Genomic DNA, 19,629 nt, shown 5'->3' with positions numbered 1-19,629 from the left:
CCCATGAAGCGTTGTCCCTTCGATTCCTCAGAGCTGCTCAGTGGACCGGATCCAGTCGATCTGTGATTGGAGGCCCTTCTCGAGCCCCCACGCCGGCTCGTAACCGAGGTCGCGGGTGGAGCGCGACAGGTCGAACTGCACTTGGCGGTCCCAGTCGGTCAGGTAGCCCGGGCCGATCTCGAAGCGGGCCTCCGGCAGGTATTTCTGGAGCAGCGCGGCGGTCTCGAACACCGTCATACGGTCGCCGCCCGAGACGAAGTAGGCCTGCTGGGTCAGCGTGTCGGTGGTGGAGGCCAGCCGGGCTGCGGTGGCGACGTCTTCGACATGCACGAACTGGAAACCATGGTCACCGCCGGACTCGAGGGTGAACGTCTCGCCGCGCAGCCCGGCCCGGATCATGTCGCCGAGCAGGCTGGGCATCCAGAGCCCGGGGCCGTACACCTCGGTGATGCGCAGCGAGACGATCTCCATGCCGTACAGCGAGTTGTAGGCGCTGCCCAGCATCTCGCCGGCCACCTTGGTCACGCCGTACACGGTGGTCGGCGCGGGCTTGATGTCCTCGGTGACGGGGCCTGGCTCGGTGATGTTGCCCAGGGCGCATTCCGAGGAGAAGAAGACGATCCGGCGTACGCCCGTCATCCGCGCCGCTTCGTAAACCGCGAGTGTCCCATCGGCGTTCGCGGCGAACGTGGTCACCGGCAGCTCGATCGACAGCGCGGGGTGGCTCTGGCCCGCGGTATGGATGATGCGATCCACCTCGTAGGCGCGCAGCGTCTCGGTGAGACGGGGGATGTCGAACAGCTCGCCAAGAACCGCGACTACTCCGGCTCGGGGGTCTACGGAGTAGTCGCGGTTGTACATGATGACCCGCTCACCGTCGGCCAGTAGTTGGTCCACCAGATGGCGGCCCACAAAGCCGCGGCCGCCGGTGACGAGTGTGGTCATCGTTGTCTTCCTTTTCCTTGGCGTTCGCCGTGCTGATCACATTGCCGTTGCTGCTCTACCGGCGGCAACGGATGAACTGTCGAGGCTCGTTGTCTGACCTTGTGCGATTGCACAAGGCGACTTCATGGGCTTGTGCGGATTCGCGCTCACCGCGCGGGTGTGATCCACGCATCATTGACCAACAGAAGTGACCGACTTGGAGTGCGACTGGTGAACACACAACACATCGACGACGAGCCCGACGTCCTGATCATCGGGGCCGGCGCGTCCGGTGGCGTGGCGGCCCTCGAACTGGCCCAGCAGGGCCTGAAGGTCGTCTGCCTGGAACAGGGCGGCTGGAACCTGCCCGACGATTTCACCGCCGGCAAGCCCGAGTGGGAACTGACCCGCCTCAAGCAGTGGAACGCCAGCCCCAATGTCCGGCAGAACCAGGCCGACTACCCGATCGACAGCAGCGAGAGCCCCGTAGAACCGTTGATGTTCAACGGCGTTGGTGGCAGCACCATCATGTTCTCGGGGCACTGGGTACGGCCCATGCCGTCGGACTTCCGGGTCAAGACCCTCGACGGCGTCGCCGAGGACTGGCCGTTCACGTACGACGATCTGCGCCCGTTCCTCGACGAGGTCACCCACCACATCGGCGCCTCCGGTCTGGAAGGCGATCCGGCCTATCCCGATTCGCACACGTTCCCGCTGCCGCCGTTGCCCATCGGCAAGTACGGCCTCGTCGCCGCCAAAGGCATGGACAAGCTGGGTTGGCACTGGTGGCCCGCGCCCAACGCCATCGCCTCCCGCAAGTACAAGAACCAGGAAGGCTGCCAGCGCTACGGCGCCTGCGAATCCGGGTGTCCGGTCGGCGCCAAGGCCAGCACCGACATCACCCACTGGCGCGACGCGATCAAACTCGGCGTGCAGTTGGTCACCGGCGCCCGCGTGAGCCGCCTGACGACGAACAAGAAGGGTCTGGTCACCGGCGCCGAATACATCGACCGCAAGGGCACCCTGCGGCACCAGGGCGCGCGGGTAACGGTGCTGGCGGCCAACGGAATCGGCACGCCGCGCCTCCTGCTGAACTCCGCAACCGACGGCCTGGCCAACTCGTCAGGCCTCGTCGGCAAGCGACTGATGACCCATCCCTACGCGTCGGTCTACGGCGCCTACGACGAAGACCTGGAGACGTGGCTCGGTCCGGCCGGCCAGGCACTGCAGTCGCTGCAGTTCTACGAGACCGACACCAGCCGCGGCTTCGTGCGCGGCGCCAAGTGGAACCTGATGCCCACCGGCGGCCCGCTGGCCCAGACGTTGTGGGAGCCGGGCAGCAACTGGCGTGACAGCTTCGGCGCCAACTTCCATCCGCGCCTGGCGCGCACGTTCGGCCGCTACACCGAGTGGGGCATCACCACCGAGGACCTGCCCGACGAATCCAACACGGTCACACTGGATCCCGACGTCACCGACTCCGACGGCATCCCCGCCGCCAAGATCCACTACGAGATCGGCGAAAACTGTCAGCGGATGCTCGACTTCAACGTCGCACGCGCCATCGAGGCGCATGAGGCCGCGGGAGCCGTTGAGGTGCACCCGGTTCCGGTCGTGCGGCACAGCGCCTGGCACCTGCTGGGCACCACCAAGATGGGCACCGACCCGGCCACGTCCGTCGTCGACGAATGGGGCCGCACCCACGACATCCCGAACCTGTTCATCATCGACGGCAGCACCATGGTCACCTCCACCGGCATGAACCCCACCGCCACGATCATGGCCGTCGCCCTGCGCTCCATGCGGCATCTGGCCGAAACCCGCTCCAGTATCCCGACGGCATTCTGAGGAAGAACCATGCTCACTTCCGAACAGCGCCAGGTGTTCGCCACCTTGGCTGAAGCGCTCATCCCCGCAAGCGACACCATGCCGTCGGCCACCACGGCAGAGGTCTCCGGCGTCCTGCTTGATCAGGTGCTGCGCTACCGGCACGACCTCGTCGACGATCTCACCGCCGCACTGGACTCCAGCGCCGGAAAAGACCCCGAAACCGCGCTCGACGATCTTGCGATCGGGCAGCCCGAGCAGTTCGAGGCACTCACCGTTCTCGCCGCAGGGGCCTATTTCCTCAGTCCCGCAGTCAAATCCGCGATGCCGTACGACGCGGCACCACGCGTTGCCCGCGACGACACGGACACGTACATCGAGATGCTCGAGACCGTCGTCGACCGCGGCTTCGTCATCCGCTGATCCTGCCGTTCTTCACCGAACATCCTGAAATCATCACCACCCCAACGTGTAAGGACGTGTCCCATGCCGCATGACAGTGGCTCGAGGGTCGAGTATCTGACCATTCAACCGGTGCCGGAATCCCAGCGCACCGGACAGGTGCGACACCTGTTCTCGTTCTGGTTCACCGTCCAGATCATCCCGCTCGCGGTGGTGACCGGCCTTCTCGGCCCGACGATCTACAAGCTGGACGTCAAATCCACGATCATCGCCGTCATCGTCGGCAGTGCCATCGGCGCGGTGTTCATGGCCCTGCATTCGGTGCAGGGTTCGGGCCTCGGCGTACCGCAGATGATTCAGGCGCGCGCGCAGTTCGGCATGTACGGTTCACTCTTGGTCATCGTGGTGGTCATATTCGCCTATATCGGCTGGATCGTCGCCCTGATGGTGTTGGCACAGCAGACCCTGTGCGCGGTCTTCACGTCGCTGAATACCACTGCCGCAGTTGCCATCAGCACCCTGCTCACCGTGGCCACCGTGGTGATCGGCTACCAGCTCATCCTCCGGCTGAACCGGGTGATGGTATTGGTCTCGGCCGTGGCCCTGGTGCTCACTCTGGTTTATACGTCCAGCGCCGCACTGCACCACAACCCCGGCAGCGGTGCCGGTGGGTCCTTCAATTGGATCGGGTTCCTGAGCATGGCGTCGGTTGCCGGGATCTGGCAGCTGTCGTATGCGCCGTATGTCTCCGACTACTCGCGCTACCTACCGAAGTCGACCTCGTCGCGTGCTGCGTTCTGGTACACCTACGCCGGCACTTTTTTCGGCGCCGTCGGCGCGATGATCGTCGGTGCGCTCCTGGTTGCCGGATTGGGCGCTGATGCCCAGCTGGCGAATCTGTCGAGCATCATGCCCGGTCCAGTTTTCGTCTTCGTGATGCTGGTGTTCTTCTTCGGCGCCATCGACGCCGGCGTCATCAACATGTACGGATCATCGTTGTGCACGCTGACCTGTATCCAGGCCTTCAAATTGACATGGTCGCCCAAGTCGTCGGCCCGCAATGTCGTCGCGGCGGTGATCGGGATCGCGGTCTTCGTCGCGGCCATCAGCTTGACCGACAACTTCTTGGCCGAGTACTCCAACTTCATCAGCATCCTGATGTACCTGCTGATTCCGTGGAGCGTCGTCAACCTGATCGACTACTACATGGTGAAGCATGGCGACTACGACCCGGCGTCGTTCAGTGACCCGAGGAGCGGCTACGGCGCCTTCAACGTACCGGCTGTCCTCAGCTACTTCCTCGGCTTCGTCATCCAAATCCCGTTCATGTCAACGGCTATCTACACGGGCCCGGTCGCCAACAGGATCGGTGGCATTGATACCGCGTGGGTCGTTGGCACGGTGGCGAGTTTCTTCATCTATCTCGGCCTGATCAAACTGTGGCAGAAGCGCGCCGACGCCCTTCCGGTTGCGGTCGCCGCGGAGGTCACGCCATAAGCCAGTTGTCCGCAATCGCGTTCGGTGATCGTGTCGCGAGATACGGTTAGCCGGTGAGCATCACCGTTCGCGAACTGCTGGACATGCCGCACCTTCAGCTTCGGCTGCATTCGGGCAAGGCAGGTCTGGACCGACAGGTCACCTGGACGCACACGTCGGATCTGCCCGAACCGTGGCAATGGGTCAGCAGCGGTGAGTTGTTGATGACCAACGGGATGTCGTTTCCCGCCGACGCCGACGGCCAGGAACAACTGCTCGACGAACTGCACCGGATCGGCGCCAGCGGACTGGCCATCGGCGAGCAGATGTACTGCCCGAAGCTCACCCAACGATTCACGCAGGCCAGTGAACGCCTCGGCCTGCCGGTGCTCTGGATTCGCTATCCCATGCCCTTCGTGGCGATTTCGCGCGCCATCGCCGAGGCCACGCTCCTCGAACAGTCTCAGCGCCTCATGCGGACGGCACGTATCTACGACGCACTGCGCCGGACCACCGGTGGCGATGTGGCCCGGTCGCGTACCGCCGATGCCCTCACCAAGGAGCTGCGGTGCCCGGTCTTCGTCTGCGATCGCGTGACCGCCGAGGCGTATCACCCCGATGGCCCGCACCCGCCCGACGATGTGAAAGCCACGGTCCGGACGGCGTCACAGGGCACCCTGGTCGCCGGTGCCCGGTCGGTGCTGACGCCCAGCGGCGTCGAGGTCCTGGTCGGCGAGGTGCCCACGCACGACAACGCGGTCCTGGCGGTCATCCGCGAGGGCGGCGTGGCCCTCGACGGCGTGCTCATCCAGCATGCGGCGACAGTCGTGGCCCTCGAGCTGTCTCAGACGCACCTGGCGCTCGAACACACCCGCCGCTCAGGCGCCGAGCTCACGGCCCAGCTCATGGACGGCAGTATCGACCGCCGGGGCGGGCGTCGCCAATTGCTGTCCCTGGGACTCGATCCGACGCACTCGGTGTTCGTCTCGGCAACCGGTGCCGATGAACGACGGCTACGGGATCTCCATGTGGCGTTGTGGCGCCGCCGGATTCCGCACGTGACGGCATTTCGTTCGGGCGTCGCCCACGCCGTCGTCCCCGGTACCGACGAAGCCGTCGACGCCATCGTCGCATCGCTCGGTCCGAACGCCAGGGTCGGTGCCAGCCGGGCGCTGCAATCGGTGGCTCGTTCCGCGGAATCGGCGCGCGAAGCGACCTGGGCGCTGGGCACCGCGCAACGGACCGACGCGCGACTGGTTCGGTACGGCAGCGCCACCTCGTGGTTGGGCGTGGGTGGGGTGGACGATGCCCAGGCCATGGTGGAGCGGTGGTTGGGTCCGCTCATCGAACACGATGCGCAGCACCGGACGGGGCTCGTCGAAACTCTGGAGGCGTTCTTGGCCAACCAACGGTCGTGGCAGCGCACTGCCGAAGCGATGAACGTGCACCGCCAGACGGTGCTCTACCGCATCCACAAAGTTGAAGAACTCACCGGTGCCCATCTGACCGATACCGCCGATATCGCGCAGCTGTGGCTGGCACTGCAGTCACGAGACCTGTTGGGCGGCAGCAGGTGACGGCGACGGCCCCGCCGGTGCGGATCGGCGTTCTCGGTGCGGCCCGGATCGCGCCGCTGGCGCTCATCAAACCGGCGAGGGGCCGCAGCGATGTCGTCGTGGCGGCGGTGGCCGCACGTGACACCGCGCGGGCCGACCAGTTCGCCGCGCGTCACGGCATCGGTACCGCATATGGGAGTTACGACGCGCTGATCGCGGATCCCGAGGTGGACGCGGTGTACATCCCGCTACCGAATGGCCTGCACGGCAGGTGGATCCGGGCCGCCCTCGACGCCGGTAAACATGTGCTCTGCGAAAAACCGTTCACCGCCAACGCAACTGAGGCCCAGGACATCGCACAGCGGGCGGCGGCGACAGACCCCGTGGTGATGGAGGCGTTCCACTACCGCTACCACCCGCTGGCGCTGCGAGTGGAGGAGATCATCGGCTCAGGTGAATTGGGGAAGCTGCAGCACGTCGAGACGGCGATGTGCTTTCCGCTGCCCAAGTTCTCCGACATCCGGTACAACTACGCGCTCGCTGGTGGCGCGACGATGGACGGCGGCTGCTACGCCATCCACATGGCGCGCATCTTCGGCGGCGGTACTCCCGAGGTGGTATCGGCGCAGGCGAAACTCCGGGACGGGCAGGTCGACCGCGCCATGACGGCCGAATTGCGTTACCCCGCAGGGCACACCGGCCGCATGCGCTGCAGTATGTGGTCGACGAGCCTGCTCGCGATGAGCGCGCGGGTCATCGGAGAGCACGGCGAGCTGCGGGTCCTCAATCCCGTGCTGCCCCAGCTGTACCACCGCCTCGCGGTCCGCACCGCGAACGGCAAACGCGTGGAACGATTTCCACGGCGCGCGTCCTACAGCTATCAGCTGGACGCCTTCGCCGGTGCGGTATTGCGCGGCGAACCGGTCAAGACCACGCCACAGGATGCGGTCGAGAACATGACCGTCATCGATGCCGTCTACCGGGCCGCCGGACTTCCGGTGCGGGAGCCGGCATGACACCGCCTGGGGATCGGCTCGGCATCGAGGCACTGAGTGCATTCGGCCTGCCGCCCCTCGAATTCGTGGATCTGGCCGCGGATCTCGGGTGCCGGTACATCACGGTCTTCCTCCGGACCCTCGCCGTGCTGCCACTGGGCTATCCACCGTTCTCGCTCCTGGACGACAGTCGGCTGCGGGCAGACCTGCTGGCCGCCATGGATCACCGCGGCGTCAGCATCTCGCTGGGGGACGGATTCCTCGTGCTGCCCGGCGCCGACATGCGGTCATTCGCGCGGGATCTCGACCTGATGGCCGAGCTGGGGGTGCCGCGCATCAACGTGGTCAGCCTCGATCCGGACCTCGACCGCACCTGCGATCAGGTGGGCACCCTTGCAGAACTCGCCGCCCAGCGGCAGATCGAGACCGTCATCGAACCCGTGCCAGGCCTGACGATCGGTGATCTGTCCACTGCAATTGCTGTGCTCCAACAGGTTTCGCGGCCCGACGTCCGGCTCCTCGTCGACACCATGCACCTGGTGCGGTCGGGTTCGGGCGCCGGGGACATCTCCGCGCTCACTCCAGACCGGATCGGTTACGGGCAACTCTGCGACACCACCCTGGCGCCACAGACCGACAACTATGCCGAAGAAGCCATGTTCGAACGGATGGTGCCGGGGGAGGGTGAGCTGCCGCTGGCGGAAATCCTTGCGGCACTTCCCGACGACGTCGTCATCGGACTGGAAGTACCACAACGCGCACTGGCGTTGGCCGGCGTCGGCCCCGCAGAACGGCTCAGACCCTGCGTCGAAGCGGCGCAGGGTCTGTTGCGGCAGCGCCGGCTCAGCCGGCCAAGGACTGCTTGAAGCGACGGACCATGAGGGCCACCACCGCGCCGATGACCAGAACGACGACGGACCCGACGACGTTGACCAAGCCGTTGGCGACGTCGAACGGGAACGTGAAGATGATGCCCAGCAGGACGGCGACCTGAATCAGCAGGCCGACGCCGACCACGGCACTCAGCCGGATGTGCAACGCGTGCAGTGCGGCGGTCGGGGTGTGCGTCGTGGCCGCCGGCATGAATCGGGCTGCGACGAAGTGCGTCATGGGCTTTCCGAGCACGCAGCTCGCCAGGAACACCGCGGCCGCCACGCCGCCGACGAGCGTCTGCCCGGCCAGCACCAGCCGGGGATCGGTGGTGACCAGTGCGACCGCCAGGGTCAGGCCGAACATCAACATGAGGTATCCGGAATACGGATCGAGCTGACGAGCTTTCACAAGCCCGTATGCCACCGGGATACCGGCGACGATCGTCGCGGCCAACAATGCGAAGTACTCGGAATGCCCGGTGGCACGAAGGCCGTAGAAGGCGACCAACGGGGTGCCGATCTCGAGGACGGTCCGGATGATCACGCGGCGTTTGGCAGCGGATCGGGCGACGTCCGGGCGGTCGACCGGCTCCGGTCCGATGGTGTCGATCGACATGGCGGTCATGGTGATGTCCTTCCCGGACGAGTCGGTGGCCTCGCGGTTCAGCGATGCCTACAGCGTCTCGCTCGGGCCGCCGCGGGTCTGTCCGGCGAATGGTTGATGAGGGGGAGGAAATCGCTGTCCACCGAACGGGGGAGCTGCTGGCGTCGCCCACCGGTGATGAACGTCAAAAGCCCACGTCAACCGGCGTATCCGCGCTACTGTCGTCTCGACCTCACTCCCGTAAGGAGACAGCCATGGGCAGCTATCGGACCGTTCTCGTCGGGACTGACGGCTCAGACTCGTCGATGAAGGCAGTCGAGCACGCCGCCATGTTCGCCGCTCAGCAGGGCGCCAAACTGGTGATTGCGACGGCCCATTTCCACGAAGTCGAGAAGGGGAGCTGGGCGCGAGCGGCCGCACCGGAAAAGGCCAGTGATCGGCGGGCCGAGGATGTCCTCGGGCGTGACGCCGGATACCGGGTGCACGGTGACGCGCACGTGTACGAGATTCTCCGCGACGCCGGCGAACTCGCGCGTGGCGCGGGCGCACAGGATGTCGTGGAGCGGTCGGTGATCGGTGCGCCCGTGGAAGCACTGACCACGCTGGCACGAGACGTCGACGCCGACCTGATCGTCGTCGGCGATGTCGGACTGAACACGACAGCGGGACGCCTGTTGGGCTCGGTGCCTGCCGACGTTGCGCGTAAGGCCAAGATCGACATCTTGATCGTGCACACCGTCGACTGACCCGGTGCCCATGTCGACGCACGACTACGCCACGTACGAGGAGTTCGGCCGAAAGTTCTTCGAGATCGCGGTCACCGCTGACCGCGTGGCCGAGGGCTTCGGCACGATGGCCGGCGACACCTTCGAGCTCGGGCCGTTTCCCGCGGGGCCGGCCGGGATCGCGCGGGTGACGGCGCGGGTCAGCATCGAGCAACCACAGGTGACACGTAGAGACGGCGACATGATCGCGTTCGACGTTCGCATTCCGCTGGACATCGATCTGCTCATCGACCTGCGCGTGGACCGCTCCCGTTTCGAGGTGACGGGCGAGATCGCGCTGATCGCCACCGCACGCGCCGCGGAACCGCTGCTGCTCATCATCGATATCCCGAAGCCGCATCGCAAAGACATCACCGTCAACGTGACGTCCCAGACGCTGCGGGGCGAGCTCCTGCGGATCGTGGCCGATGTCGACTCGGAGATCAAGCGCGTCATCGCCAAGCAGGTCGGCCGCCGGATCGAAGCGCCCGAGGCGCAGCAGGCGAAAGTCGTCGACATCGGCAAGCGGATTGCCAGCGCCTGGACCGGAGTCTGACGGCGCCGACGGGGTACCGTGCCTGCATGACGGTGTATGCCATTGCGCAGCTTCGGTTTACGGATCGGCCCGCCTACGACAGGTATCAGAGCCGGTTCATGGGCATCTTCGCGAAGTACGCGGGAACCATCCTCGCCGCCGACGAGGCGCCCGCGGTCATCGAAGGCGACTGGGATCGCGAGAAGGTGGTCCTGATGTCGTTCCCCGACGAGTCGTCGTTCCGTGAATGGGCGAATTCACCTGAGTATCAGGAAATCTCGGTCGACCGCCGGGCCGGGTCGGATGCCGTCGTCCTGCTCGTCAAGGGAATCGGTGCGTCCTAGGCGGAATACCCTAGGCCCCGGCTACGGCGGCGATCCGCGACTCGATGAGTCCGGCCAACTGCTGACCGACCGTGGTCAGCGCGCTGCCGTCGCGGCCCGCGCGGGCGAGTAGGAGCCCGCCTTCTATTCCGGCCAGCACGGTCAGGGCCACGTCGGCGGCCTCGTCACCTGACAGCCCTGCCGCGGTCAGGGCTTCGGCGATCACCTTCCGCCAGCTGGTGAAAGCTCGATCGCACACCGCGCCGATCGTCTCGGACTGGGCGGAGGTTTCGAGGGCCACCGTGGCGATCGGGCAGCCGTCCGCCCAGCCGCTGCGTTCGAGTTCGCGCGCACCGACTTTGGTCCACATGCGGACGGCGTCGGCCGGCCCGTGCTGTGACATCGCGTACCGCAGCATCTGCTCGTACTCCGCCGCCGCGCCGGTCAACGCATCGCCGGCCAATTGCTCTTTGCCGCCGGGGAAGTGGTGGGCCTGCGATCCCCATGGTGCGCTGCTTTCGGCAATGACCTGACGCCATCCCGTGGCGGCAAAACCCTGACGCCGGAACAGCGTTGCGGCCGAGCGGACGATGCGATCGCGCGAATCGGAGATGCGGGGCATCGAGAAAGAATAGCTTGACAAGACAAACGTCATACTAAGACACTCGTCCTATGTCATTGATGCAGTCTCTGACCTTGCTCGGTACCGGCTCGTTGCGGTGGGATGATGTCGCCGCCCCGGTACTCACCGGCCCCGGGGAGGCCATCGTTCGGCCGGTGGCGGTCGCGACATGCGACCTCGACACGCTCGTCCTCCGGGGCGGCTATCCCTTGCCGGGTCCGTATCCGTTGGGGCATGAAGGTGTCGCTGAGGTCATCGAAATCGGCGCCGACGTACACAGCGTGGCGATCGGGGATCTGGTCGTCGTACCGTTCCAAATCTCATGCGGCACTTGCGAACCGTGCCGACGCGGGCGCACCGGCAACTGTGCGAGCCATCCCAGGATGTCGACTTTCGGGCTGGGGCAGATGGGCGGGCTGCAGTGGGGCGGTCTGCTCGCTGATCGGGTCCGGGTTCCGCACGCCGACGCCATGCTGGTCCCCGTGCCGCCCGGTGTCGACCCCGCCGTCGTCGCCAGTGCCAGCGACAACATCCCGGACGCCTGGCGGGCCGTCGGGCCTCAACTAGCCGCTGAGCCAGGCGCGGAAGTCCTGGTGGTCGGCGGCGCGGGCGGGCCGCACTCGATCGGGCTGTATGCGGTTGGGCTCGCAGTGGCGGCGGGGGCCGGATCGGTGACCTATGTCGACACCGACCCGCAGCGGCTGTCCATCGCGGAGAAATACAGTGCGGCGGTGGTGGACGGTGTACCGGCCCGAAAGGTCGGCAGTTTCGCGATCACGGTGGACTCCAGTAGCACCGAAGCCGGACTTCGTTGTGCGCTGAACAGCACCGCTGCCGATGGGGTGTGCACGAGTACCTCTGTGTACCTTCAGGATCCGCAGATCCCGATGTTCGCGATGTACTCGCGCTGCTGCACCCTGCACGCCGGACGTGCACACGTCCGCCCGGCGATTCCCGAGGTGCTGAAACTCGTCGCAGCCGGCGAGTTCGACCCCACGCTCGTCACCACCACCCATGCCGCGTGGGACGACGCCATCGACGCGCTGGCGGAGCCCACGATGAAAGTTGTTGTCACGCGCGATGGTTCGTACTGATCAGACCGGCGCGATGTAGTTGCTGCTGTAGAACTCCGCCGGAACTTGCGAGTGAGCCGACGGCAGGTCCACTGCCAGCCACATGCCGGTGGTGCCGGCCGGGATGGGCGCCTGCAGTGTGACGCTGCCGCTGCCGTAGGCATCGGTGACGAGTGTCCCGGTGGTGATGCTGGGATCACCGGCCAGGCAGCCCAGCGCCGCGTGTGGTGCGGGGATCACCCGCACGACGTAGCGCGCGTCGTCGGCGCCGTTCGTCACGTCGATGTGCGCGACCGCGATGTGCCCATCCGAGGTGATCTTGGCGAAGGGTCTTGCGCTCGCGCGACCCAATTGCGTAGTCACCAGTTGAAAGTCGCACGTGTGCATGTTGGCGAGCAGGAGCATCCGATGGGCAGGCGATGCGGATGCCGACGTGGCCACCGTCGTCAAGGTTGCACTCATTGCCGCTGAGATGACCACGGCTCGCGCGATTGCGGCCCGGGTAGTTGCTGCGGTGGTCACTGTGAACCTTCTTGTCCGTGCGTGAAATAGATTGACGCACTGCGTGTTCAACAGCCTATGAAGGTCAGGGGGCGGCCCGGATCGTGCTGCGGTCGGAGATCGGCCTGGTGCTTCCTACTCCCGGGGTAGGTATCGATCGCCACCCACGGCACGATGCCGGCGCTGGCGGCGTGCCTAGCTCGCCGGCGCGACGCCGTTCAGGACGAAGTCGATGACGGCACCGGCGACGTCGCGCTGCGTCTTTCCCGAGCCGACGGCGTTGTGCAACAGCGCTGTCATCATGACCGCGCCGAAGATGCTGACCGCATCGGTGTGTGGCTCCGCGACACGTTTCAGGGTGCCGTCGGCGGCACCGGCCTCGAGCACACGCGCGATGGGTTCGTAGAACGCGTCCTGGACGGCGGAGGCCAGGTCGGGGAGGCGGATGGCGCGGCCCAGGTCGCCGACCAGCGCCATGCTGGTGCCCGGCCGGTTCATCGTGTGCGCCACCTGCGCGGTGATGACCGCGACGAGCCGCTCCTTGCCGCTACCGGCGGAGTCGGCGGCAGCGGCAACGTCACGAGCCAGGTCGCCCAGTGAATCCCGCAGCAGAAAACCGAGGATGTCGTCCTTGCCGGTGAAGTAGTAGTACAGCGTGGCCTTCGGCACGCCGGATGCGGCGGCGATCTCTTCGATCTTCGTGTTTTCCAGGCCTTTGGCGGCGATCAGGTCGGCCGCGGCATAGAGCTTGCTCGCCACCGCCGCGGGCACGGCCCGTCCCGTCTGCTCAACCACGAATCGAAGTGTACGAGCAGCACGCCGGCGGAATTCTGGGACCGTGGAACCGACATCCAAACTGATATGTTGTACTCAGAGTCTAAACCACTAGTTCTAGGTGCAAGGTCGGGAGTGATCAACATGAGCAGCGTCACCGCAGACGTCGTTGTGGTCGGCTACGGAGCCGCGGGCGTGTCGGCGGCGCTCGAAGCGCGCGCTCAGGGCGCGGACGTTCTTGCCATCGACCGTTTCAACGGGGGCGGTGCCACGCAGGTGTCCGGCGGGATCATCTACGCCGGCGGTGGCACGTGGGTCCAGCGCCAGGCCGGCATCGACGACAGTGCCGACGCGATGTACACCTACCTGCACGCCGAGGTCGGCGACTCGGTGCGGCCGGAAACACTGCGGCGGTTCGTCGACGGCAGCCCCGCGATGATCGACTGGCTCACCGCACACGGCGTGCCGTTCGAAGCATCGGTGTGCCCGTACAAGACGTCGTACCCCAACAACAAGTACTACCTGTACTACTCGGGGAGCGAGAACTCCGGACACTTCCGTGCGCTCACCCCACCGGTGCAGCGCGGTCACCGGGCCAAGGGGCCGGGTGCTTCGGGCAAGAAGATCTATCACCCACTGGCGGCGTCAGCGCGCCGGGCGGGCGTGCGCACGATGTTCCACACGCGCGCCGACACACTGCTGACCGACGCTGCCGGTCGGGTCGTAGGGGTCCGGACGAACACCTTGGCGCACGCCCCGGCGTGGGTGCAGCGGCGCTACGCGATGTACGGCGCGCTCGCCGTGAAGCCGGGCATCTACTACCCGCCGCTGCGCGCGGTGATGGAGCGGCGTCTGGCCGCCATCGAGCGCCGGTACGCCCAGACGGTCGATATCCTTGCCCGCAAAGGCGTGATCCTTTGTGCCGGTGGCTATATCGCGAATCGCGAACTGATCGAGCAGCACGCTCCGGGCTATCGCGATGGCCTGCAGCTCGGCACCAGTGCGGACGACGGTAGCGGCATGCAGTTGGCTGTCGACGTCGGCGCGGCCGTGGACCGCCTGGACAACGTATCCGCGTGGCGGTTCATCACGCCGCCCAGTGCGATGCTCGGCGGGCTTGTCGTCGACGAACACGGACAGCGCTTCGTCGACGAAACCCGGTACGGCGCAGCCATCGGCAACGCGATGGTGCAGGGCCACAACGGCCGGGGCTGGGTCCTGGCCGACCGCACGTTGCTCGAACAGGCGCGCAAACAGCTACCGCAGCAGGCGATCTGGTTCCAGCGCGTGCAGATGGAGGCGATGCTGCGGGCCGATCGCGTGGAGGCCGACACCATCGAGGCCGTCGCCGCCAAGGCGGGCGTCGACGCGGCGGGACTGCGCCGGACCGTCGCCGAGCACAACGAGGCGGCGGCAGCGGGGCGCCCGGATCCGATGGGCAAGCCGGCCGAATACGTCCACCCCATCGAACAGGGGCCCTACTCGCTGATCGCGATCTCGATCAAGCGCAGCCTGATCAACCCGTGCCCGATGTTCACCCTCGGCGGCCTCATCGTCGACGAAGACACCGGCGCCGTGAAAACCCCTGAGGGACAAGCGATCGACGGCCTCTTCGCGGCAGGACGCACCGCGCTCGGCATCTGCGCCAACTCCTACGTGAGCGGACTGTCGCTCGCCGACTGCGTGTTCTCCGGACGACGTGCCGGCGCGCACGTCGTCCAGCTCCCTTCCGTCAGCGCTCGCTGAGCGACAGGTCGTCGTCGTCGGACTTCTGGGCCGGCGATGGCCACTGGGCGGGAACCGGGCGCTGGCGCACGATCTGCGGCCACCAGAACCACTTGCCCAGTAGTGCGGCGATCGACGGTGTCATGAACGAGCGCACCACCAACGTGTCGAACAGCAGACCCAGGCCGATGGTCGTGCCGATCTGCCCGAGGATCACCAGTGGACTGAAGATGAACGCGGCCATCGTCGCCGAGAACACCAGACCGGCTGCCGTGACGACGCTGCCGGTGCCACCCATCGACCGGATGATGCCGGTGTTGAGGCCGGCATGCATCTCCTCTTTGAACCGGGACACCAGCAGCAGGTTGTAGTCGGCGCCGACCGCCAACAGCAGGATGATCGCGAGCGGCACCACGACCCAGTACAGATGGATGCCGAAGATGTACTGCCACACCAGAACCGACAAACCGATCGATGCGCCCAGCGACAGCACGACGGTACCGACGATGACGGCCGCGGCGACGATGCTGCGGGTCACGATCACCATGATCAGCAGGATGAGCGCGACTGCCGCCAGTGCGGAGATCAACAGGTCGTACTTGGTGCCCTCTTGAATGTCCTTGTTGGTGGAGCCGATACCTGCGATGTAAATCTTGGCGTCCGACATGGGTGTCGCCTTGAGGGCATCGAACACCGCGTCCTTGATCGCGTTGATGTGCGGGATGGCCTCGGGGTTGGCGGGGTTGCCCTGGTGCGTCACGATCATGCGCGCCGCTTTGCCGTCGGGTGACAGGAACAGCTTGAGCCCGCGCTTGAAGTCGGCGTTGTCGAAGGCCTCGGGCGGCAGGTAGAACGTGTCGTCGTTCTTGGCGTCGTCGAACGCCTTGCCCATGGCCGTCGCGTTCTTCAGGGCCTCGTCGCTCTGGGAGTTGGTGCCACCCGTGGTCGCGTAATTCGACAGCGTCAGTTCACGATTGCGTTCCTGGATGGCGATCTGCGGCGGGATCAGCGCGACCAGTTGCGGCTGCAGAGCGTCCAACTTGTCGAGGCTGGCCGTGATGTTGCCGAACTTGTCGGAAAGATCGGCGATACCGTCCAGCGAGTCGAACACCGACCGCAGCGCCGCGCACATGGGGATGTCGAAGCAGTGCGGTTCCCAGTAGAAGTAGTTCCGCAACGGTCGGAACTGGTCATCGAAATCGGCGAGCTTGTTGCGCAGATCGTTGACCGTGACGACGGTGTCGTGGAACGCCTCGACCTGCTCATGGGTCGCTGCCGCGCTCTGCTTCTGCAGCGAGAGCTGCTGCTTGAGCACGCCGATCGTATTGTCGATCTCGCCCGCCTGCTTCAGCAGATCGTTGGCCCGGTCCTTCTGGTAGCCCAGGTTCATGATCTGGCTCGCGCTGGATGCGCTGATCTGGAACGGGATGGAGCTGTGCGTGATCGGCGTGCCCAGCGGGCGCGTGATCGATTGCACCAGAGCGATTCCCGGTGTGTGCAGCACGGCCTTGGCCGCGCGCTCGAGGATCAGCATGTCCGCCGGATTCCGCATGTCGTGGTCGGCTTCGATCATCACGAGCTCGGGGTTGATGCGGGCCTCGGTGAAATGCCTTTCGGCGGCTTCCATACCGACGACGCCGGGTGCGCTGGCGGGGATGTACGGGCGGTTGTCGTAGCTGACTTCGAAGCCGGGCAGGGCGAACACCCCGATGAGCGCGATCGCGCCGGTGACCACGAGGATCGGTCCGGGCCAGCGCACGATGGCGGTACCGATCTTGCGCCAGCCGCGCGCCCGCTGGGCGACCTTGGGCTCCATCAGTCCGAAGCGGGTGGCGATCAACAAGACCGCGGGGCCCAGCGTCAGCGCGGCCGCCAACGTCACGAGAACCCCGATGGCCGCGGGGATTCCGAGGGTCTGGAAGTAGGGGAGCCGGGCGAAGCTCATGCACGCGACGGCGCCGGCGATCGTCAGGCCGGAGCCCACCATGACGTGGACCGTGCCGTGCCACATGTCGTGGTAGGCCGATATTCGGTCCATGCCCTTGCCGCGCGCCTCCTGGTAGCGGCCGACGACGAAGATGGCGTAGTCGGTGCCCGCCGCGATGGCCAGCAGGGTCAACAGGTTCGTCGCGTAAGTGGACAGACCGATGACGCCGGCATGGGCGAGAACGGCCACGACACCGCGGGCCGCCATGAGCTCGACGGCCACCGTCAGCAGGACGATCAGCATCGTCACCAGTGATCGGTAGACGAAGAGCAACATGATGCCGATGACCAGGAACGTGACACCGGTGACCTCGTTGGTGCCCGCGCTGCCGACCTCGAAGTTGTCGGTCACCAATGGCGAAGCGCCGGTGATGTAGGCCCGGATACCGGGCGGCGGCGGATCATCGGCGACGATCTTGCGCACGGCGTCCACGGAGATGTTCGACATCGCCTCGCCCTGATTGCCGCGCAGATACAGCTGCGTCAGGGCGGCCTTGCCGTCCTTGCTCTGGGAGCCGCCGGCGGTGAGCGGGTCACCCCAGAAGTCCTGGACGTGTTCGACGTGCTCTTTGTCGGCCTGGAGCCGCTTCACCAAGCCGTCGTAGTAGTTGTGTGCCTCGGGCCCGAGCGGCTGGTCGCCCTCGATGACGAGCATTGCCGCACTGTCGGAATCGAATTCGTGGAAGACCTCGCCGATGTGCCGCATCGCGAGAATGCCCGGCGCATCGGCTGCGTTCTGCCCGACCGAGCGTTCCCAGCCGACCACCTCGAGCTGCGGTGCGATGGTGTTGGAGCCGGCGGCGATGACGATCCAGATCAGCAGGATCGGTAGGGACAGCTTGCGGATGAGGCGGGCCGGCAGGGAGCCCTCGACGGCGGGATCGGTCCGGTGCTCGCTCATGCGGTCTTGTCCAGGCACGAGATGTATCCGTTCACGTGGTTCGTGGACCTTTCGTCCTTGACGATGCCGTTGACGGTGATGCGGCACCCGATGGTGCTGCCGTCACCCTGGGCGCGCAGGTCGGCGTACATGGTCGGGTCGTCGGTCGTCAGCTCCTGCGACCACGGCAGGGTGACGTTCTCGACGCGCTGCGGCTGCGCATTGATGTCCAGAAAGTTGATGGTGGCCACGGATCCGGGCGTGCCGAATACCTCGAACAGCACCTTTTTCGGGTTGTAGCCCGTGTTCTCCAGGGCTTCTGATCCGGGCCGCGATATCTCGTTGTCGGAGCCGAAGATGCCCCGCAATCGGTCGACACTGAATGCGACCAAGGCGACCACGACAATCGCCACGATGGCGATCCACTGCCGGCGTGCCAACTTGCTCACCGAAAACTTGCTCAAGCCACAGCCTTTCGACGCCCCCGATGACGAAGAGCCGCAGCGATCTCGTCAAATCGTCCCGTAACGGAGAACGGTACGGTACCGTACGCGCGATCGCAACCGGGTTGACATATGAGCAAAACCCTGCGCTCAATGCCTTAACGAGGTGCAACACCGTGGTGTAACTCTGGTATTCCATCTGTGTGCGATCAGGAAGAGGTGTGGCGATGTCGGGCGACATGTGCGATGCCTCGAGCTGCCCGTGGAGTGAGCGCGAAGCCGAACTGCTGGCGATCACGCTGGAGTTGTTGCAGGAGCACGGGTATGACCGGCTGAGCGTCGAAGCGGTGGCGACCAGGGCCAAGGCCAGCAAGGCGACGATGTACCGGCGCTGGCCATCGAAGGCCGACCTGGTGTTGGCCGCCTTCATCGAAGGCACCCGGAACTCGGCGGTGCCGCCGCACACCGGCTCGCTCCGTGGAGATCTCCTCGAGATCGGCCGGTCCGTCTGCGAGCAGGCTCAGGTACATACCCGGACCATGCGGGCTGTGCTCAACGAGATGTCACACAGCCCCGGCCTCCAGTCGGTCATGCAGGAGAAGTTCGTCCTACAGCGCAAGTTGGTGATCGACGGTGTCCTGGCCGACGCTGTCGAACGCGGCGAGATCGACGCCGCAGCCATCGACGAGGAGATCTTCGACGTACTGCCCGGATACCTGGTGTTCCGGGCGCTCGTCTCCGATCGGCCACCCACCGAAGAGACGGTGCGCATCATGGTCGACGATGTGCTGCTGCCCAGCCTCACCCGCCACCGGCCGAAGTAGGCCGGCAGGCCCGTCGTGGTCAGCGTCCGGACGCCCGGTCACCGACCAGCGTCATGACGGTGCTCGTGGCGGTGGCGACGGTCTTGCCGTCACTCTGGCGCACGATGTCGCAGTGGTAGTGCGTGATCGTCTTGCCCGAGTGCGTTGGGACGGCGCGGGCGGTCAGCGTGTCACTCCACACCGGACGCAAAAACACCGCGCGTAGGTCGATGCTCGTGAACGACTCAGCCGGTCGCATGAGCGTGGAGTGCGCCGTCCCGATCGCCGCGTCGGCGAGCTCGACGAGGAACCCGCCGTGCACCGTCCCCTGTTGATTGCCGTGCCGGTCCGCGTCGACCTTGACGGTCACGGACGCAGTGCCGGAACCGATTTCGGTGATCTCGAAGTCGAGCAGCTGCGAGATCGCCGTTGGATATCTCATATGAGTACGGTCGTCCGGCTGCGAGGTACCCGCCAGGCGCCGCTGCAGGAACTCCAGCACGGGCAGCTGGTCGGCTTCGGTATCGGGCATCTGTTTCTCCTC

Annotated in this window: 20 protein-coding genes; 12 read left to right on the top strand and 8 right to left on the bottom strand. The window is 65.9% G+C overall.

What is annotated here, in order from left to right:
• Nucleotides 1-27: 27 nt before the first annotated feature.
• Nucleotides 28-945 (bottom strand): NAD-dependent epimerase/dehydratase family protein, encoded by a 918-nt coding sequence (locus tag H289_RS0109030; protein WP_020100454.1) that lies wholly within the window; start codon nucleotides 943-945, stop codon nucleotides 28-30.
• A gap of 201 nt (nucleotides 946-1,146) precedes the next feature.
• Here H289_RS0109030 and H289_RS0109025 point away from each other — a divergent pair, with 201 nt between their 5' ends.
• From H289_RS0109025 to H289_RS0109000, 6 genes are all read left to right on the top strand, one after another.
• Nucleotides 1,147-2,772, top strand: a complete 1,626-nt coding sequence (locus H289_RS0109025; RefSeq protein WP_020100453.1) for a GMC oxidoreductase — start codon at nucleotides 1,147-1,149, stop codon at nucleotides 2,770-2,772.
• 9 nt (nucleotides 2,773-2,781) lie between these two features.
• Nucleotides 2,782-3,174, top strand: a complete 393-nt coding sequence (locus H289_RS0109020; RefSeq protein WP_020100452.1) for a hypothetical protein — start codon at nucleotides 2,782-2,784, stop codon at nucleotides 3,172-3,174.
• A gap of 63 nt (nucleotides 3,175-3,237) precedes the next feature.
• A complete protein-coding gene (locus H289_RS0109015) occupies nucleotides 3,238-4,650 on the top strand; it encodes a purine-cytosine permease family protein (RefSeq protein WP_020100451.1) in 1,413 nt (470 codons plus the stop codon).
• Between the two features lie 53 nt (nucleotides 4,651-4,703).
• Nucleotides 4,704-6,206, top strand: a complete 1,503-nt coding sequence (locus H289_RS0109010) for a PucR family transcriptional regulator (protein ID WP_020100450.1) — start codon at nucleotides 4,704-4,706, stop codon at nucleotides 6,204-6,206.
• Nucleotides 6,203-7,201, top strand: a complete 999-nt coding sequence (locus H289_RS0109005; protein ID WP_020100449.1) for a Gfo/Idh/MocA family protein — start codon at nucleotides 6,203-6,205, stop codon at nucleotides 7,199-7,201. Before H289_RS0109010 ends, H289_RS0109005 begins: the two co-directional genes overlap by 4 nt.
• On the top strand, nucleotides 7,198-8,046 hold the full coding sequence (locus tag H289_RS0109000) for a sugar phosphate isomerase/epimerase family protein (protein WP_020100448.1): 849 nt from the start codon (nucleotides 7,198-7,200) through the stop codon (nucleotides 8,044-8,046). The genes H289_RS0109005 and H289_RS0109000 overlap by 4 nt, the downstream gene beginning before the upstream one ends.
• Here the strand turns inward: H289_RS0109000 and H289_RS30165 are convergent.
• On the bottom strand, nucleotides 8,024-8,677 hold the full coding sequence (locus H289_RS30165; RefSeq protein WP_020100447.1) for a VC0807 family protein: 654 nt from the start codon (nucleotides 8,675-8,677) through the stop codon (nucleotides 8,024-8,026). The two genes, H289_RS0109000 and H289_RS30165, sit on opposite strands and share 23 nt — an antisense overlap.
• Before the next feature lie 233 nt (nucleotides 8,678-8,910).
• Between H289_RS30165 and H289_RS0108985 the strand changes: the two genes are divergently transcribed.
• Genes H289_RS0108985 through H289_RS0108975 form a run of 3 tightly spaced genes read left to right on the top strand, consistent with a single transcriptional unit; the run spans nucleotide 8,911 to nucleotide 10,299 of the window.
• Entirely contained in the window at nucleotides 8,911-9,402 is a 492-nt protein-coding gene (locus H289_RS0108985) for a universal stress protein (protein ID WP_020100445.1), read from the top strand.
• Nucleotides 9,403-9,412: 10 nt separating this feature from the next.
• Nucleotides 9,413-9,976 carry a hypothetical protein gene (locus tag H289_RS0108980; RefSeq protein ID WP_020100444.1) on the top strand — a complete coding sequence of 188 codons (564 nt, stop codon included), beginning with the start codon at nucleotides 9,413-9,415 and terminating at the stop codon, nucleotides 9,974-9,976.
• 26 nt (nucleotides 9,977-10,002) lie between these two features.
• Complete coding sequence (locus H289_RS0108975) at nucleotides 10,003-10,299, top strand: DUF1330 domain-containing protein (protein ID WP_029104992.1); 297 nt, start codon at nucleotides 10,003-10,005, stop codon at nucleotides 10,297-10,299.
• A 10-nt stretch (nucleotides 10,300-10,309) separates the two neighbouring features.
• On the opposite strand, the gene H289_RS0108970 is transcribed toward H289_RS0108975, so the two are convergent.
• Nucleotides 10,310-10,900: a TetR/AcrR family transcriptional regulator gene (locus tag H289_RS0108970; protein WP_020100442.1), complete on the bottom strand. Its 591-nt coding sequence runs from the start codon at nucleotides 10,898-10,900 to the stop codon at nucleotides 10,310-10,312.
• 59 nt (nucleotides 10,901-10,959) lie between these two features.
• On the opposite strand from H289_RS0108970, the gene H289_RS0108965 reads away from it, so the two are divergent.
• Nucleotides 10,960-11,994, top strand: coding sequence for a zinc-dependent alcohol dehydrogenase (locus H289_RS0108965; RefSeq protein ID WP_036420395.1), 1,035 nt, complete (start codon nucleotides 10,960-10,962; stop codon nucleotides 11,992-11,994).
• On the opposite strand, the gene H289_RS30160 is transcribed toward H289_RS0108965, so the two are convergent.
• Nucleotides 11,995-12,435: a hypothetical protein gene (locus tag H289_RS30160; RefSeq protein WP_081633351.1), complete on the bottom strand. Its 441-nt coding sequence runs from the start codon at nucleotides 12,433-12,435 to the stop codon at nucleotides 11,995-11,997. It lies immediately after the preceding gene.
• A gap of 234 nt (nucleotides 12,436-12,669) precedes the next feature.
• Nucleotides 12,670-13,269, bottom strand: a complete 600-nt coding sequence (locus H289_RS0108955) for a TetR/AcrR family transcriptional regulator (RefSeq protein WP_036420321.1) — start codon at nucleotides 13,267-13,269, stop codon at nucleotides 12,670-12,672.
• 123 nt (nucleotides 13,270-13,392) lie between these two features.
• Here H289_RS0108955 and H289_RS0108950 point away from each other — a divergent pair, with 123 nt between their 5' ends.
• Nucleotides 13,393-14,994: an FAD-binding protein gene (locus H289_RS0108950; RefSeq protein WP_029104990.1), complete on the top strand. Its 1,602-nt coding sequence runs from the start codon at nucleotides 13,393-13,395 to the stop codon at nucleotides 14,992-14,994.
• Here H289_RS0108950 and H289_RS30155 read toward each other — a convergent pair.
• Both H289_RS30155 and H289_RS0108940 read right to left on the bottom strand, forming a co-directional pair.
• Entirely contained in the window at nucleotides 14,981-17,860 is a 2,880-nt protein-coding gene (locus tag H289_RS30155) for an MMPL/RND family transporter (RefSeq protein ID WP_020100437.1), read from the bottom strand. The two genes, H289_RS0108950 and H289_RS30155, sit on opposite strands and share 14 nt — an antisense overlap.
• The gene (locus H289_RS0108940) at nucleotides 17,857-18,288 is read right to left on the bottom strand and encodes an MmpS family transport accessory protein (RefSeq protein WP_225433674.1); all 432 of its coding nucleotides are present in this window, start codon (nucleotides 18,286-18,288) and stop codon (nucleotides 17,857-17,859) included. Before H289_RS0108940 ends, H289_RS30155 begins: the two co-directional genes overlap by 4 nt.
• A gap of 221 nt (nucleotides 18,289-18,509) precedes the next feature.
• Between H289_RS0108940 and H289_RS0108935 the strand changes: the two genes are divergently transcribed.
• Nucleotides 18,510-19,106 (top strand): TetR/AcrR family transcriptional regulator, encoded by a 597-nt coding sequence (locus H289_RS0108935; protein ID WP_029104989.1) that lies wholly within the window; start codon nucleotides 18,510-18,512, stop codon nucleotides 19,104-19,106.
• A 19-nt stretch (nucleotides 19,107-19,125) separates the two neighbouring features.
• Here the strand turns inward: H289_RS0108935 and H289_RS0108930 are convergent, their stop codons facing one another.
• Nucleotides 19,126-19,527, bottom strand: coding sequence for a PaaI family thioesterase (locus H289_RS0108930; RefSeq protein WP_029104988.1), 402 nt, complete (start codon nucleotides 19,525-19,527; stop codon nucleotides 19,126-19,128).
• Nucleotides 19,528-19,629 lie beyond the last annotated feature (102 nt).

The sequence above is a fragment of the Mycobacterium sp. 360MFTsu5.1 genome (genome assembly GCF_000383495.1).
Taxonomy (GTDB): domain Bacteria; phylum Actinomycetota; class Actinomycetes; order Mycobacteriales; family Mycobacteriaceae; genus Mycobacterium; species Mycobacterium mucogenicum_B.
This window is presented reverse-complemented; position numbering and strand designations above follow the sequence as displayed.

Bases quoted from the DNA above. Each gene is read 5' to 3' on its own strand.
- H289_RS0109030 (WP_020100454.1), bottom strand. From the start codon at position 945: ATGACCACACTCGTCACCGGCGGCCGCGGCTTTGTGGGCCGCCATCTG.
- H289_RS0109020 (WP_020100452.1), top strand. From the start codon at position 2,782: ATGCTCACTTCCGAACAGCGCCAGGTGTTCGCCACCTTGGCTGAAGCG.
- H289_RS0109015 (WP_020100451.1), top strand. From the start codon at position 3,238: ATGCCGCATGACAGTGGCTCGAGGGTCGAGTATCTGACCATTCAACCG.
- H289_RS0109000 (WP_020100448.1), top strand. From the start codon at position 7,198: ATGACACCGCCTGGGGATCGGCTCGGCATCGAGGCACTGAGTGCATTC.
- H289_RS30165 (WP_020100447.1), bottom strand. From the start codon at position 8,677: ATGACCGCCATGTCGATCGACACCATCGGACCGGAGCCGGTCGACCGC.
- H289_RS0108985 (WP_020100445.1), top strand. From the start codon at position 8,911: ATGGGCAGCTATCGGACCGTTCTCGTCGGGACTGACGGCTCAGACTCG.
- H289_RS0108980 (WP_020100444.1), top strand. From the start codon at position 9,413: ATGTCGACGCACGACTACGCCACGTACGAGGAGTTCGGCCGAAAGTTC.
- H289_RS0108975 (WP_029104992.1), top strand. From the start codon at position 10,003: ATGACGGTGTATGCCATTGCGCAGCTTCGGTTTACGGATCGGCCCGCC.
- H289_RS0108970 (WP_020100442.1), bottom strand. From the start codon at position 10,900: ATGCCCCGCATCTCCGATTCGCGCGATCGCATCGTCCGCTCGGCCGCA.
- H289_RS0108965 (WP_036420395.1), top strand. From the start codon at position 10,960: ATGCAGTCTCTGACCTTGCTCGGTACCGGCTCGTTGCGGTGGGATGAT.
- H289_RS30160 (WP_081633351.1), bottom strand. From the start codon at position 12,435: ATGAGTGCAACCTTGACGACGGTGGCCACGTCGGCATCCGCATCGCCT.
- H289_RS0108950 (WP_029104990.1), top strand. From the start codon at position 13,393: ATGAGCAGCGTCACCGCAGACGTCGTTGTGGTCGGCTACGGAGCCGCG.
- H289_RS30155 (WP_020100437.1), bottom strand. From the start codon at position 17,860: ATGAGCGAGCACCGGACCGATCCCGCCGTCGAGGGCTCCCTGCCGGCC.
- H289_RS0108935 (WP_029104989.1), top strand. From the start codon at position 18,510: ATGTCGGGCGACATGTGCGATGCCTCGAGCTGCCCGTGGAGTGAGCGC.
- H289_RS0108930 (WP_029104988.1), bottom strand. From the start codon at position 19,527: ATGAGATATCCAACGGCGATCTCGCAGCTGCTCGACTTCGAGATCACC.